The 14,511-nt window shown below is 61.5% G+C and carries 14 protein-coding genes; 11 read left to right on the forward strand and 3 right to left on the reverse strand.

The window, feature by feature from the left end; all coding sequences use genetic code 11:
• Positions 1-67 precede the first annotated feature (67 nt).
• On the forward strand, positions 68-385 hold the full coding sequence (locus tag FQ775_RS14595; protein WP_146299441.1) for a hypothetical protein: 318 nt from the start codon (positions 68-70) through the stop codon (positions 383-385).
• Positions 386-483: 98 nt separating this feature from the next.
• Positions 484-969, forward strand: a complete 486-nt coding sequence (locus FQ775_RS14600) for a tyrosine-type recombinase/integrase (RefSeq protein WP_146299442.1) — start codon at positions 484-486, stop codon at positions 967-969.
• A gap of 592 nt (positions 970-1,561) precedes the next feature.
• On the opposite strand, the gene FQ775_RS14605 is transcribed toward FQ775_RS14600, so the two are convergent.
• The gene (locus FQ775_RS14605) at positions 1,562-4,756 is read right to left on the reverse strand and encodes a WD40 repeat domain-containing protein (RefSeq protein ID WP_146300198.1); all 3,195 of its coding nucleotides are present in this window, start codon (positions 4,754-4,756) and stop codon (positions 1,562-1,564) included.
• Positions 4,757-5,313: 557 nt separating this feature from the next.
• Here FQ775_RS14605 and FQ775_RS14610 point away from each other — a divergent pair.
• Positions 5,314-5,601, forward strand: coding sequence for a hypothetical protein (locus tag FQ775_RS14610; protein ID WP_146300197.1), 288 nt, complete (start codon positions 5,314-5,316; stop codon positions 5,599-5,601).
• Between the two features lie 318 nt (positions 5,602-5,919).
• On the opposite strand, the gene FQ775_RS14615 is transcribed toward FQ775_RS14610, so the two are convergent.
• On the reverse strand, positions 5,920-7,398 hold the full coding sequence (locus FQ775_RS14615) for an FAD-dependent oxidoreductase (protein ID WP_146300196.1): 1,479 nt from the start codon (positions 7,396-7,398) through the stop codon (positions 5,920-5,922).
• 31 nt (positions 7,399-7,429) lie between these two features.
• The gene (locus FQ775_RS14620) at positions 7,430-7,825 is read right to left on the reverse strand and encodes a cytochrome c3 family protein (protein ID WP_146300195.1); all 396 of its coding nucleotides are present in this window, start codon (positions 7,823-7,825) and stop codon (positions 7,430-7,432) included.
• 62 nt (positions 7,826-7,887) lie between these two features.
• Here FQ775_RS14620 and FQ775_RS14625 point away from each other — a divergent pair, with 62 nt between their 5' ends.
• The 8 genes from FQ775_RS14625 to nqrM are packed head-to-tail and all read left to right on the forward strand — an operon-like array spanning position 7,888 to position 14,505.
• Positions 7,888-9,255, forward strand: a complete 1,368-nt coding sequence (locus FQ775_RS14625; protein WP_206064755.1) for an NADH:ubiquinone reductase (Na(+)-transporting) subunit A — start codon at positions 7,888-7,890, stop codon at positions 9,253-9,255.
• Positions 9,252-10,091, forward strand: coding sequence for an RnfABCDGE type electron transport complex subunit D (locus FQ775_RS14630; RefSeq protein ID WP_146300194.1), 840 nt, complete (start codon positions 9,252-9,254; stop codon positions 10,089-10,091). The genes FQ775_RS14625 and FQ775_RS14630 overlap by 4 nt, the downstream gene beginning before the upstream one ends.
• Positions 10,063-10,890, forward strand: coding sequence for an NADH:ubiquinone reductase (Na(+)-transporting) subunit C (gene nqrC / locus FQ775_RS14635; RefSeq protein WP_206064894.1), 828 nt, complete (start codon positions 10,063-10,065; stop codon positions 10,888-10,890). Before FQ775_RS14630 ends, nqrC begins: the two co-directional genes overlap by 29 nt.
• A gap of 2 nt (positions 10,891-10,892) precedes the next feature.
• Positions 10,893-11,555 carry an NADH:ubiquinone reductase (Na(+)-transporting) subunit D gene (locus FQ775_RS14640; protein WP_146300193.1) on the forward strand — a complete coding sequence of 221 codons (663 nt, stop codon included), beginning with the start codon at positions 10,893-10,895 and terminating at the stop codon, positions 11,553-11,555.
• Entirely contained in the window at positions 11,552-12,154 is a 603-nt protein-coding gene (nqrE, locus tag FQ775_RS14645) for an NADH:ubiquinone reductase (Na(+)-transporting) subunit E (protein WP_146300192.1), read from the forward strand. Before FQ775_RS14640 ends, nqrE begins: the two co-directional genes overlap by 4 nt.
• A complete protein-coding gene (gene nqrF, locus FQ775_RS14650; protein ID WP_146300191.1) occupies positions 12,151-13,374 on the forward strand; it encodes an NADH:ubiquinone reductase (Na(+)-transporting) subunit F in 1,224 nt (407 codons plus the stop codon). The genes nqrE and nqrF overlap by 4 nt, the downstream gene beginning before the upstream one ends.
• 3 nt (positions 13,375-13,377) lie before the next feature.
• On the forward strand, positions 13,378-14,346 hold the full coding sequence (locus FQ775_RS14655) for an FAD:protein FMN transferase (RefSeq protein ID WP_146300190.1): 969 nt from the start codon (positions 13,378-13,380) through the stop codon (positions 14,344-14,346).
• 9 nt (positions 14,347-14,355) lie between these two features.
• Entirely contained in the window at positions 14,356-14,505 is a 150-nt protein-coding gene (gene nqrM, locus FQ775_RS24165; protein ID WP_146300189.1) for a (Na+)-NQR maturation NqrM, read from the forward strand.
• Positions 14,506-14,511 lie beyond the last annotated feature (6 nt).

Consider the following 14,511-nt stretch of genomic DNA (forward strand, 5'->3'; position numbering starts at 1 on the left):
CTGGAACGCGGCTGGTTGGGGCCGCTACTGCACGAAGACCGCGTCCCGGACGCGGCAGGCGTTAGGGGTGAAATCCGTGCTGTCAATGTCGCGCGAGATGAATCGAATCGCCAAGAGTTACTGGACGCACATTCGTCGCCTAGACGAGGCCGACCGGGCAAAGAGGCGCAACTCCGGCACGATCAGCTTCGCGATGTTCCTTGATGCCGCCGACGCTCGGCAAATCCGTCTGCCGGCCGCCCCGCTCCCGTATTTCAGACAACCCCACGTAAACAGCTTATTTGCCGGCTCGTTCAGCCAACACGCGCGGATGATGAGTGACAGACTGATGAACAACCGTTCCAGCAACGAACGACACCGAAGGTTGACCCCGCGTTGGCGCTGAAAGCGAGTTCTGCTTTTTCGCGGTAGTCCTGCGTAGGCTCGCGCTGTCTCGCCTGCACGTCCAGCCGCACCTCGCCTGCTCGGCAGACGCCTTCCTTCTTGCCTCACGCGATACTAGTCGACGAACGGCACGATCCTCGGTCGTCGTCGCTCAACTATTCGGCAGATCCTTGTCGCGCAAGGCTTTCGCTATTCACGGGGATCACTCAGCGTGATCCCAAAGACCAAGCGCGCCGCAAGGGCCGAGCGACCGTGCCTATTAACGACGGGCTGCTTGAAGCACTTCGCAACGCAAAGGAGGGCGCATTGACGGACTATGTGATCGAATGGGCGGGCAAACCCGTGCGATCGATCAGACGTGGCCTGAAAGCAGCAGGCAACGCCATAGGACGGTCGGATGTCTCGCCGCATATGTTGCGTCATAGTGCTGCCGTGTGGCTCGCTGAGGACGGCCACAGCATGGACGAGATCGCTCAGTTTCTCGGTCATGGCGACAGCAAGATAACAGCTCGCGTCTATGCGCGCTTCTCTCCGACGCCTTTGCGAAAGTTGGCTTCATCGCTCGAAATACGTAGTGGCCCTTAGGTTCACTGAACCTGAAGAACTTGCGGCTGGCTACTTCAGGCGCCGAAAAGCCGAATTATTTAGTGGTCTTTTCGCGGAATTCCGCGCATTTCACGAGCGGCGACGACGTTGACATCGTAGGGGTCACAGGTTCAATCCCTGTCACGCCCACCATCGCAAAGCACTGATCTCAATACATTTTCACTGACGTAGCACACCCCATTTCAGCTCCGAGGCGACAGCGAAGCTACAGATTAGCTACGGTGAGCGAGCCACGTCGTACGTTGGAACGGTACGAGGGCTTTCCGGTCAGGTAGGCGTATGGGATCATGAATACGGCGACAGAGTCGTCGCCACCATTCCGCCCTGACGAAGATGACCTGAAGTGGGGCCGGCAACGGACCGCCCGCTCTTCGAGAGCAGACCGAGGAAAGTAGACATGTACTTCAGCAGCGCCACGGCTAGCACGTCGCCGCGCCTGAACGTCGTGAGCCACTTGTCGCCGGACGGCACAAGGCTTTCGCCCCTTCAGATGCTGCCGCAGTCAGCGCGGTGCTGTGGTTTGCGATAACCTGGAAAGCGTACTCCACTTCGCGGTTCGCGTTCGAGTCGATCAAGGTATGGCTGTGTGACGCCGGGCAATCGGGAAGTCGGCGGTGATGAGCTTACGCGGCTGCTGGCGGGTGCCGAAGGTCGCGACACTGAGCGCGGGGACCTGTTCCTCGGCATGGCTGCCAAGCTCGCTCACATCGATCAGCCCATCGCCGTTGCGGTCACCCCTGGCAAGGGCGTCGAGCAGCACCCAGGTCAAAAGCCCGTGGTTGCGATAGCCCTCGGCTGCGGCTTGGAGCCCTGTGGCGGCACTGATGATGCTGCGGCCGGTCGCGTAGTTGAGACGGTCGAAAGCTGCGCTTTGCGAACCCGAAAGATCGCGCGTGGTGCCAACAAGCGTGCCGCTTTCGCACGTATCATATATCAGAATGCTTGCCTGTGCCGGGATGGCGTCGATCCAGGACTGCCAGAGCTCCTGACCGATGGCGGAAACCGGGTCGCCAAAGTCTTGTGGCACGAAATAATAGCTGCCATCGAGCGTGTAGCCGTGTCCGGCGACGAACAGAACGAACTTGTCATTGACGTCCATCTCGCGCTCGAGTTCGGCAAACACTTCGCTTATGCGCTTTTCGGTCGCGTCCGCGTTCAATAGGGTCCTAACGATAACGTCATCGAAGATCGTTCCCGCGGCAGCCTTCAGCGCCGCCGAAAATGCCGATGCGTCGGCCACCGCGAACCGAAGCGCCAGCGCCGGGTTGCGATAATTATCGATGCCAATCGCCAGCACGAACAGGCGGCCGGCACGGGTTTCGCCGCTGGCGCCAAACTCAAAGACAAGCTGCAGCCGTTCCGAGGCAAGCAAATTGTTCGCGGTGTAAGCCGCCACGCTGATGCGATTGCTGCCCGGCAAGAGTTCAAACCGGCGCGACACCATCACCTCGTCCCGAGCAAGCTGGGGTGGCCGTTTCAGTGCCATAGCGCTGCGAGCGGCTTGCGCAATGCCGTTGACCCGCCATTCGATCTCCCCGATGCCACCGCCTGTATTTCTTAGTGCAACCGCAATCTCTACCGTCGACTCGCTCTGGGTTGAGGAGAGGACACGTATGTCGGGTGCGGTGCCCGACTTCAGGATCTGGCCGAGGTCCAGTCGTTCGGCCGAACGGCGGACGTTTCGTGCAGGATCGCCAGCAATCCATTGCGCGACCAGATCAGGCCGGAAAAGCGCCTTGCCGAATTGTTCGACCGAATATGGGTGCTGCATTGTCACAACCGACAACAGTTGGCCGCCATTACCCGCCGCGGCGAAAAAACCTTGGGGTATCAGGCTGAGCCACCCCTCCGGCCCCGCCGTCATGTTGACTAGTTCCCGGCCGTCATTTGTATCCCAGAGCCTGACCGTGCCGTCGCGGCTTGCGGAGAGCAGCCGTGATCCGTCCGCGCTGAGCGAAAGGCTGTCGATCGCGGCCGCATGGCCGTCTAGCTCGGCCAGAACACGCCCGGTCGTGCGCGAAAACTTGCGGATGTTGCCCGATGACGAGCCGACAAAAAGATGACGACCCGTTTGCTGCAATGCCACCGCGCTCGGATTGCCCGGCACGTCCTCGATCACTCTTTCCAGATTGCCGGTCTCGACATTCCAGATGCGCACCTCCCGCCAACCGCTGGCGCCGAGCAGCCTCTTGCCCTCGCGGTCAAAAACAAGATCGTCGGCGCCGCCGATCGGTGTTTCGAGCGTCCTGATCAGCGTCCCCGTCGCGGTATTCCAGAGTTCGATGTTATGGCGGCCGCTGCTGAGGCTTTTTGTCGTGGCAACGGCCAAAACCTCGCCGGAGGGCGCGATCGCCATGGCGTCCACGCTTTTGTCGATGCCTTGATTGGGCAAGCCGAACACAGCCAGCTCGGTCGCATCGCGCACCCGCCAGGCACGGACAGTCCCGTCATTCAAGCCGGCGTAGAGGATTTCGCCGTCAGGCGAAAACGCCAGATCGAGAGCTCCTAGCAGCGATGCGTTGCCGTAGCGCCTGACAATCGCACGCGATTTCAGATCGACCAGCACGGCGACGTCATTTTCACCAAACCCTCCCACGGCAACGACCTTGCCTCCCGGTACAACGGCGACCGCATGGGGTGTGAGCCCAAGCTCGATCACATGTCGCAATTGCCCGTCGTGCCCCCATAGCCGCAGGCGCCGGTCGGTGCTTGCCGCAACCACGAAGTCCTGCCTCTCGACAAAAGCCGCGGCGGCGACGCTTGCGGGCCGGACGCCGAAAATGCGCCCCGGCCCGTCGTTCAGCAGCGGCCATTCAAACAGCGTCGGGCCAAACTCAGATCCGCTCAGTGCGGTCATCCCTTCAGGCCCGATAACGAAACCCTCGAAAGCGCCGGCAGGCGAGACGGGCTCCTGCAGCCGTTCTCCCGTCTCCGTATCCCACACGATAGCGCTCGCGAGATCGCCCCCCTTGCGATAGCCACTTGTCACGGCCCGCCGGCCGTCAGGCAGCCAGGCCAGGGCCTCGTCGATGATGTTGTCCGGTGCCTCAAGATCGCGCAGCTTTTTGCCCGAACGGAGATCCCAGACGCTGACCTTGCCGGCATCGTAGACAAGCACCCTGGTCTCGTCGGGCGAGACGGCAAATGTTGAGATAGAGGCGGTTTCCCCGAAGGAAATTTGTCGCAATTTTTCGCCGGTCTCGGTCGAATGGATCGCTATCTGACCGTCGCCGGTCTTGAGCGCGACCTGGCGGTCGTTGTCCAGGAACGTCGCCGGCCAACTATCCTCGCTATCGAGATCAGCGAGGAACTCGCCGGTTTCGAGCCGCCAGAACTTCGGTTTGTCAAGGGCACCGCTGGAGAGCAGGATTTCGCCTGTCGAGTCAAGCTCGAGTGACTCGACGCTGCTCTCATGTGCCGGGAAGGAAAGAACGAGCTCTTGGGTCTCCAGCTCGTAGACTTCGATCTTGCCGCGGCTCGTCCCGTAAATCAGATATCGGGAATCGTGCGAAAACAACACCGCGTCGCCGGGATCGTCCTCGACGTCGATGATCGCGACCAGGCGAGCCCGCTCATAGTCCCAGACCCTCAGCGTATTGCCGATGCTTGCAACGAGCCGCTTGTCGGGCGAGACGGCGATGGCGGCGAGATCATAGGGATCGCTAAGGTTTGGCAGGACCCTAAACCGCCCCTCGGTCGCGCGCGCCGCCGTTACCAACAGCGCCACAATGAAGACCACCCCGAAGCAGAACGACGCGTGTCTCACCGGTATCGCTCCCAAGCCCTAAGGACTATAGGCCAAGCCAATACGAAAGGAAGTCAGTCTTTTTTGGTCGGGCCGAGAAGTATTGGAGGCAAGTTAGATGCTTGGTGTGCTCCAGTCTGCAGCATGACCGCCAGTGAAGGCGAACGTCCTGGCCGGGGCCGGAATCGGTCCGGAAGCTATTGATCGCTAATCTTCAAGAATGGGCATGGGCGGTAGGACTGGTATGGTTCCGATCTACGCCAAACGGATATCATTGGCGGGTGAAGGTTGAACTTTGCTCCGAGAGGCAAAGGTTCGTGTTGACGATCCAGTCAGCCTAAACGCAATCGCGGCTGGTAGCTTTCCGTCTCTGGAAAGCAGCACGGCGATTGGCCGCGTGGCTTCGAAATGGGCGCAGACGATAGCCAGCATAACCATCATCGGAACGGCGAGGAACATGCCGGGGATCCCCCAGATGGATTGGCGGACGCTGCGATTGATCGAGTTGATGAGGCCGACCACGGAATCGTCGATATCGTCATCGTTCGGAAAGAGCCGCTGCAGCTTGGCAGGAACCAGTGGCGTTCCACAAAAAGAAAGCCGACATAAAGGCACACGAGATCCGTCGCCACGACCAGATTTCCCGCGGAGCCTGCTGTCGTCCGCAGATACGCGCCGGCGTCGATTTCTCTTATCGCCGCCAATACGAAGGCGGCGGTATCCGCGCCGAGCCAGCCCAGGCCCCTCGCAAGCAACGCCTGCATGCGCTCGACATATGTCGGCAGTTGCGCCGGTACGGTGGCCATCTGCTGCGAGACGATCGCAAGCAGGCCAAGCAATACCGCCACGAATGGCCGCAAACGTGACGGTCGTTGCCACCCACAGTGGTATGCGCAGCCGTCCAATTCGCAGGGCGGCGACAAAGTCGATCAACGCCGTGATCAGAACGAACAGCAGGAGTGCGACGACGAGCGGGATCAGGAAGAACCGGCCCTCGACAAGGAGAACCAGGACGATAGCGGCCGCGATCTGCGCGCGTCACGCCATACGGGATTGGAACTGATCGAGGTTTGCCATGCGTGCCCTTTCGGCGAAGTGATTTTCCAGCACGCGCCCCGGCAATGTTTGCCGGCTCCGAGATGTGACGGCCCCGGGCCGGATCGTGTCCGGCCCGGGGTGATGCCTTAGCCGGCCAACGCAGCCTCGCGACCCGCTATACGGCCCATAACTAGGCAGTTGGCTAGCGAACCGCCGCCGACATAGTCGTCGTAGAAGACATGTCCGGCACCTTCACCGGCGGCATACAGGCCCGCAATCACCCTTCCGTCCGCTTCCAGCACCTCGGCGTTGTCGTTGATCATGAGTCCGCCAAATGTCAGCGTGACGCCCGGCGCGAGCGGATGGAAAGCGTAGAACGGCGCCCTCTCAATCTTGCGTGCGAGGGCAGCCTTCGGAGGAGAAGCTTCGGGGGCCGCGCCGCCCGAGACGGCGACATTGAAATCGGCGATTGTCGCGGCGAGAGTATCGGAGGGTACGCCCAGTTCTTTGGCCAGTTCATCGAGGGTGGACGCCTCGATGATGTCGATGCCGAGCCTTCTGAAGGTCGCCATCGTCGTCTGGGTGGCGGGCAATTCCGCAATTGTCTGATCGAAGACCAGCGAGGCCCGTTGACCGGGCTGACCGAGAACCGCCTTGCCGTGGGCGACATATCCTCTCGACTCATCGACGAAGCGCTTGCCCTCCTGATTGACGGAGATGCAATAGGGAAGCGCTGCGAAGGGGTTGCCGGCCGCGGTTTCGACCGCATCGACAGCTGCGATGTGCAGCGCCATGATGCCGCCCATGCCGCGCAGCCCGGCGCCGACGTCACCGGCCATACGCAGGCCGTCCCCCGTCGCCCAGTCGATGCCACGCACCATCAGAGCTTCGGCGTTGGGGTCCGAATACGCCGCGATAATCTGCGGATTGGCGGCATAGCCGCCCGTGGTGACGACAACCGATTGTCCGGCCAACTCGATCACCCCGTCCGAACCGATCGCGCGGACCCCCGCAACCGCCCCATTCTCGTTCAGGACGAGATGCTTCGCCTTCGTGTCGAAGAAGAAGTGGCCGCCCAGTTCCTCAATCCTGTTGCGCAATCCAGCCAACGTTCGAGGCATGCCCATATAGGGGCCCGGCGCGGTGGTCACGGTCGCGATGCGATAGGGTGGCATCGTTCCTTGGGCCGTGAATTCGGCGCCGTTGGTCCGCAGCCATTCGACATCCGCGCGCGTATTCTGTGCCATCAATTCATATATCGCACGATTGCCGCGCCCTTGGCCCTTTGACACGAAATCCTCGAGATAGGCGGCGCTGTCGGCTGACGATGCAGAAGCAGGCATCGCAATGATGCCTGCAGACAGCGCCGAATTCCCGCCTGCGCGGTTCTCCGACGCCTTGTCGAGCACGGCAACGCGTGCTCCCGATGAGGCCGCCTCCAGAGCGGCTGCCGTGCCGGCCAAGCCGGTGCCTATCACTACGACGTCGAACGATTCTACTATCTCGGGAGTAGGAAGGTTCGCCGCCTTGGCCGAGCTTATCGCACTCAGTCCGGCAAGCCCGGCACCTGCGCTAAGTCCTGTCAGCATGCTTCTGCGGCTGAACGTGCTTTTACCGTCGGTCATGTCTGCCTCCGTTTCGAGCCGCACGTGGCGGCTACTTGATCTTGAATTCGAAGCTTCGGTGACACATCACGCATGTCACTTCGGACTCGCCATGGATTTTGTGGCAATCATTACAGGCCGGTATCTCGTCCGGTCCCAGATGAGGGGACCGGTGAGGATCAGGCGACATCACTGGATGTTCTTCCCCGATCATCGTTCCATGGCAGGCCACGCAAATCGCATCCGGCGGTGCGGTCATTTCCTGCTGCCCTTGATGACAAGCGGCGCAGGGAACGCCGACACCTTCGTGAATGTCGTGGAGCGCCTGACCATTTGCGGTGGACACCGCAATCAGTGCTCCAAATGACACCACAATGAACCATGCAGTTCGTAACCACATATCGACCTTCTCCCAAAGTTTGGTGCTTGCCGCTTTGATCTTCGTCAATAAGGTTGCACGACGCTAGGTCGATGCATTGGTGCTGTCATCTATGGTAGTTCGCTCTTGACTTGATCGAGCGCAAAGCCGCCGAACAGATGGCAGTCCATTTAAGAAATTCGCGTTTGTGTCGGCACGGCGCGGATGATGCAGCGGCAATACGGCAACCGGTTTCGATGAACTTCAGTCTCCGCAAAGGTCTGGACATTGCAGTCGATGGCGCGCCCGAACAGGTGGTGGGCGCGACGCGGGACGTGTCGTCGGTAGCCGTTCTTGGCAGGGATTTCCCCGGAGTCCGGCCGGAATTTCGAGTTGCGGAAGGCGATCGCGTTTGTGCGGGCCAGGTGCTTTTCATCGACCGAAAGCGGCCCAGAATACGTTTCGCTGCGCCGGCATGCGGGACGGTAGAGCACATCGTCGCTGGGCATCGGCGCATGCTCGATAAGCTCATCATTAGGGTCGAAGGGGACGGAGCGGAGACGTTCAGGCAGGCTGCAACCGCGAGGGACCGCGAGACCCTGCGAGAGGTTCTCCTGTCCAGCGGCTCGTGGCCGGCTTTCCGAACCCGGCCTTTCGGTAGGATACCCGATCCGGAAAGTATGCCCGCCGCGATCTTCGTTACGGCGATCGAGACCGATCCGCTGGCGGCCGACGCTCGGATCATCCTCGACCGGCATATCGAGGCTTTCAAGCAAGGTGTTGGTGCGCTAGCGCACCTTACCGACGGCCCTGTCTTTGTGTGTCAGCCGCCCGGACCAGAACTTGTGCAAAGCGAGGAGCGCCTTCGGGTGGCCAGCTTCGCCGGGCCGCATCCGGCTGGACTTCCTGGAACGCACATCCATCATCTGATGCCGGCGTCTGCAAAGCGCACGGTCTGGCACATCGGTTACCAGGACGTCATCGCTGTCGGCCATTTGCTCGAAACCGGACGGTTATGGACGGAGCGCACCGTTGCCCTCGGCGGCCCCGGCATGCGCCAGCCGCGACTGACAAGGACACGGCTCGGCGCCAGTATCGAGGATCTGATAGCCGGCGAGACTCGGGACGGCGCGGTGCAGCTCGTGTCGGGCTCCGTGCTGTCGGGACGCTCATCCGCCTATCTGGGCCGCTATCACACACAAGTAACGGTGCTGAAGAACGGGTGGCCGGCACGGCCGCGCTCGCTTCTCGGCACAGTGTCCGGTTGGCTGCCGCGCGCTGCCAGCGGCGGTCCGATCATCCCGATCGAATCCCTTGATGCCGCGATGCCGCTCGACATCCTGCCCCTGCCGCTGATGCGCGCGCTCGCCATAGGCGACGTGGAAACCGCTGAACGTCTCGGTTGTCTCGAACTTGTCGAGGAGGACGTCGCACTGCTTTCGCATCTCTGCCCCGACGGAGCCGACTACGGCGCATTGCTGCGTCAGATACTGGACGAACTGGAAGGCGGCGGGCGATGAACGAGACCGTCGGGCGCAGGTCCGCCCAAAGCATGGCGCGTCCACCGGCACCGTTTGTCATGGCCCGCTGGGATCATCAGCGGATCACCTTTGTGACGGTTGCCGCGCTACTGCCCGCAGTCGGTATGTCCATCGATGGCCGGCCGACCCTGTTCCTTTCTGCGCTCGGGGTGGTGCTAGCGGCTGCTCTGGCATGGAGCTGGCTTTTCGCGCATTTCCGCCAACGGCCGCTGGAATGGGACTGGATCATGACCGGCATGACTTTTGCCATTCTGGTTCCCGACACAGTGCCGATTTGGCAGCAGCTCCTAGCGCTCTCCTTCGGCGTGGTCATGGGCGAGCAGATTTTCGGCGGCCGCGGCCGCAATTTTCTTCATCCGACCACCGTCGCGCTCGCATTCCTGATGTTTTCCTTTCCCGGCGATTATCAGAAACCGGATCACACGGCCCTGGCCGTCGCAGCGAGCGCGGGCGGACTGTTGCTACTGGGTTTGCGTATAGTCTCCTGGCGCGTGCTTTGCGGCATCGCGATTGGCGCGACCGTCAGTTTGATGGTTTCCGGTGAAGGCGATTGGCACCCGTTGCTGACCGGCATCGCCATGATCAGCGTCATCTTCCTGATCGCCGATCCGGTCGCCGCGGCGTCCACAAATCCGGGCCGTTGGCTCTACGGCCTCTTGGCGGGAATGCTGATGGTGGTGTTCGGCCATGCCGGCGGCGATCCCGGCTCACTCCGGGCCATTGTCTTCGCTGCTCTGCTGGCCGGCGTATTCGCGCCGCTTATCGATCAGATCGTTATCTGGCTCAATGTGCGGCGGAGGCGACGCCGTGACTGAGTTCAACCCTTGGAGGCTCTGGAAGCGTTTCCTCGCGCTACCTAATGACAGTCGGGCGAAAACGCTCGGCGTCGCCTTGTTCGTTGCTCTTGTCTGCGCAACGGCCGTTTCGATCACGGCCGTCACGCTGGAGCCGCTGCAGGAGGCCAACCTTCAGCGCGAACGCGAAAGGCGCATGGCCGAGATGATATCGGCACTGCCCGGCATGGCGGACATCCTGCGGGAGACCGAAGTGGATACGCTGGATACCGTAATCGTCAACCTTGGCACTGGAGATGTCACGGATGCGTTCGCTCCCGCGCAGTTTGACTATGCTGCCGCGCAGACGGATCCGGAACTGACGACCATGATACCGGAGGATGCCGACGTAGCCGGTATCGGCCGCCGGCCGATCTTTGCGCCGGCGTATCTGCTGCGCGACGAAGACCGGCTCGTGCTGGTGGTGATCCCGACCTACGGAACAGGTTACCAGTCGACCATCCGCGCCTATGTCGCGATCAAAGGCGATCTCAACACAATTGCGGCCGTCAGCATCTATGAGCAAGGCGAGACACCTGGCATCGGCACGCGCATCACCGATCCGTCATGGCAGGACCGTTGGCAGGGCAAGCAGATTGCTGACGAGACCGGCGCCGTACGCCTTTCGGTGGTGCAAGGCGGCGCAGACGGACCATTCGAGGTCGACGCGATCAGCGGTGCAACACGGTCCAGCATGGGCGTTTCGAACCTCGTCCGGTTCTGGCTGGGAGCGCACGGGTACGGCCCTTTCCTGGAACGGCTGAAAGCGCGGGGGGAATAGACATGGCGGGAGGCAATTTGCGCTATCTTACGGCGCCGATCATCGACAGCAATCCCGTCACGCTCCAGATACTGGGCATCTGCTCCGCCTTGGCCGTCACGACCTCGGTAGCAACTTCGCTAACGATGAGCGTGGCGCTGACGGCCGTGCTGGCCATCTCCAGCCTGGTTATCAGCACTATTCGCAGGCATCTGCCCTCATCCATACGGCTCGTCGTCCAGATTACGCTCATCGCCTCGCTGGTCATCGTCGCCGATCAGGTCCTCAGGGCATACGCATTCGAGATGAGTCAAAGGCTGTCGATCTTCGTCGGGCTCATCGTCACAAACTGCCTCGTTCTCGGACGCGCGGAAGGCTTTGCCATGCACAATCCGCCGTGGCCGAGTTTCCTCGACGGGATCGGCAATGGGCTCGGCTACAGCCTCATTCTGCTCGTAGTGGGTACGGTCCGCGAACTCCTGGGCACCGGCAACCTGCTTGGATACGCGGTGTTGCCAACAGTCGAAGCTGGGGGCTGGTTCCAGCCGCTCGGACTGATGCTGCTGGCGCCAAGTGCCTTCTTCATCATCGGCATGCTGATCTGGTTGATCCGGACGCTTCGTCCGGCTCAGGTCGAGGCTGCGGAGTTCGCCATTCCCCAGCCGGAGACAGTTAGGCAGCCATGACCAATCTGTTCTTCCGCTCGATCTTCGAGGAGAATCTGGCGCTCGCCTTTTTCCTCGGCATCTGCACGTTCCTGGCCGTCTCCAGGCGCGTGGAAACCGCAGTCGGGCTGGGCATCGCCCTGATCGTCGTTCAGGGTATCACCGTCCCGGTGAATCACCTGATCTTCAACACGCTCCTAGTCGACGGCGCATGGGCGTGGGCCGGTTTGCCGGAGGTTGATCTGACATTCCTGAGACTGATCAGTTTCATCGGGGTGATCGCGGCGATCGTGCAGATACTCGAAATGATACTGGACCGCTTCGTGCCGGCTCTGCACCGCGCACTCGGCATATTCCTACCGCTTATCACGGTGAACTGCGCCATCCTTGGCGGCAGCCTGTTCATGGTCGAGCGCAAATACAGCTTCGCCGAAAGCGTCATCTACGGCCTCGGAAGCGGTGTCGGGTGGGCGCTCGCAATCGTTGCCTTAGCCGCGATCCGAGAAAGGCTGCGCTACGCTGATGTCCCGGATGGCCTGCGCGGGTTGGGCATCGCTTTCGTCGTCACCGGGTTGATGTCGATGGGTTTTTCGGCCTTCGTCGGGGTTCAACTGCCATGACGGAGATGGTGCTCGGCAGTGCCCTTTTTGTGGCGATCGTGTTGGCGCTTTCGGCAGCCGTGCTTGCGGCCAGGGCGTTGCTGATGCCTGGCGGCACTGCCGCGATCACCGTAAATGACCGCCAGGAACTGGCCGCGAAGCTGGGTGAAAAGCTGCTCGGCGCTCTCAACGACGGCGGCATTGCGGTCCCCTCCGCGTGCGGCGGAGCCGGCACCTGCGGCCAATGCCGCGTGACCGTAACCGAGGGCGGTGGAGAAGTCCTACCAAACGAGAAGGCGCTGTTCACCCGGAAGCAGATTGCTCAGGGCAATCGGCTGGCATGCCAGGTTACCGTGCGCGGCGACGTGGGTGTCCGCGTGCCGGACGCCGTGCTGAACGCGCGCGAATGGCGCTGCACCGTCGTATCGAGCCGTACCTTGGCGCCGCTGATACGGGAACTGGCGCTGGAGCTTCCGGCCGGCGACGCGCTTGAATTTAGACCAGGCTCTTTCGTGCAGGTAACCGCACCGGCTTATCGCCTTTCGTTTGCCGATTACGATATAGCGCCGGAACATCGGGCGGCGTGGGAACGACAGGGCCTCGGCAACCTCACTTCCAGCAGCGCGGAGCGCGTCTCGCGCGCCTATTCCATTGCAAACACTCCGGAGCATGGAGACCGCCGGATCATGCTGCTCATCCGCCTCGCGCTGCCGCCGCCCGACAAGCCGGGCGTGCCGCCGGGCGTTGTGTCCTCCTGGCTATTCGGTCTGCGCGAAGGCGACAGAATCGATGTCTCAGGCCCATTTGGAGAATTTGCTGCAAAGAACACGGACCGCGAGATGGTGTTCATCGGCGGCGGGGTCGGCATGGCGCCGCTGAGGGCAATCATCACCGACCAACTTCAGCGCGTCGCAACGAAACGCAAGATAAGCTTCTGGTACGGAGCGCGGGGCAAGGTGGATCTGTTCTACGGCGACGAGTTCACACGGCTGCAAGCCGAGCATGACAACTTCACATGGACGGTTGCGCTCTCCGATCCCGCACCGAACGAGCAATGGTCGGGCGAGACCGGCTTCATTCACGATGTCGTACTGCGGCGCCTTGTAAGGGATCATCCGGCACCGGAGGCCTGCGAATACTATCTCTGTGGACCGCCGCTTATGATCAAGGCGGTTCTGGCGATGCTGGACGATGCAGGCGTCGATGCCGACTGCATCTTCAACGACGATTTCGGGAGCTAGATCATGCGGTTCACCCGACGCGCATTCTTGGCTGGTGCCGGAAGCTCAGCCCTTGGGGGGCCACTCTCGGCGGCGAGCGGATCAAAGACGATCGAAGGACCGGCTTTCGGTTCCACGTGGCGCGCCGTGATCGAGCCCGCGCACGATCCAATAAGAATGCGCGCGGCACTACAGGCGGTCATTGCATCCGTCGATGCGGCCATGTCGCCATTCCGCACCGACTCCGAGATCACGCGGTTCAATACCAGCGACAGCACCGATTGGTATGCGCTTTCAAAGCCGACCTGCGACGTCATCGCGCAAGCGCTCGATACGGCGAAGGCAACAGCGGGCGCGTTCGACCCGACGGTGGGCGGTATCGTCGGGCAATATGGGTTCGGGCCGATCGCCCGCCGTTCCAAGGGAAACCACACTGGCATATCGCAACGCACGGGCGCCGTGAGAAAGGTGCTGCCCGACCTCACGCTGGATCTTTGCGGTATCGCGAAAGGCCATGCACTCGATAGAATGATTGTTGAGATCGAAACATCCGGAGCGAAAGATTTCATCGTTGAAGTCGGTGGCGAGGTTTCGGCGCGTGGCAGACATCCGTCGGGAAGGCCATGGCGGGCGGGCATCGAAAACCCCGAAACTGGCGGATCGACTTTTCAGCGGGTCGTGATGTTAAACGGCGAGGCGCTCGCCACCTCGGGCGATCGCGTCAACAGCTACGTATCGAACGGTCGCCGCTACAGCCATCTCGTCGATCCACATAGACGCAGGCCGGCGGATTCGCGCCTTGCATCGGTCTCGGTTTTGGCACCGACTGCAACTCGGGCCGACGCGATGGCCACAGCTTTGTATGCAATGGGGCATGAAGCCGGTCCGGAATTCGCGGAAACTCTCGGACTGCCCGCGGTCTTTCTTGTGCGCGATCGCGCGGGCATACGTGAAATCTCGACCGGTTCGTTCGCCGCGCGAATCCTTGCTTAGGAGTTTTTGATGGGGACGTTGATCTTGACGCTGACGATTATCCTTCTGTCCGGTCTGGGACTCTCTCTCGGGGTATTGATGGGTCGCAAGCCCGTGAAAGGTTCGTGTGGCGGATTGGCCTGCGTCGAAGGTGTCCAGTGCGCCGGCTGTCGTAAGTAAGGACAG

This window comes from Nitratireductor mangrovi (assembly GCF_007922615.2).
Taxonomy (GTDB): domain Bacteria; phylum Pseudomonadota; class Alphaproteobacteria; order Rhizobiales; family Rhizobiaceae; genus Mangrovimarina; species Mangrovimarina mangrovi.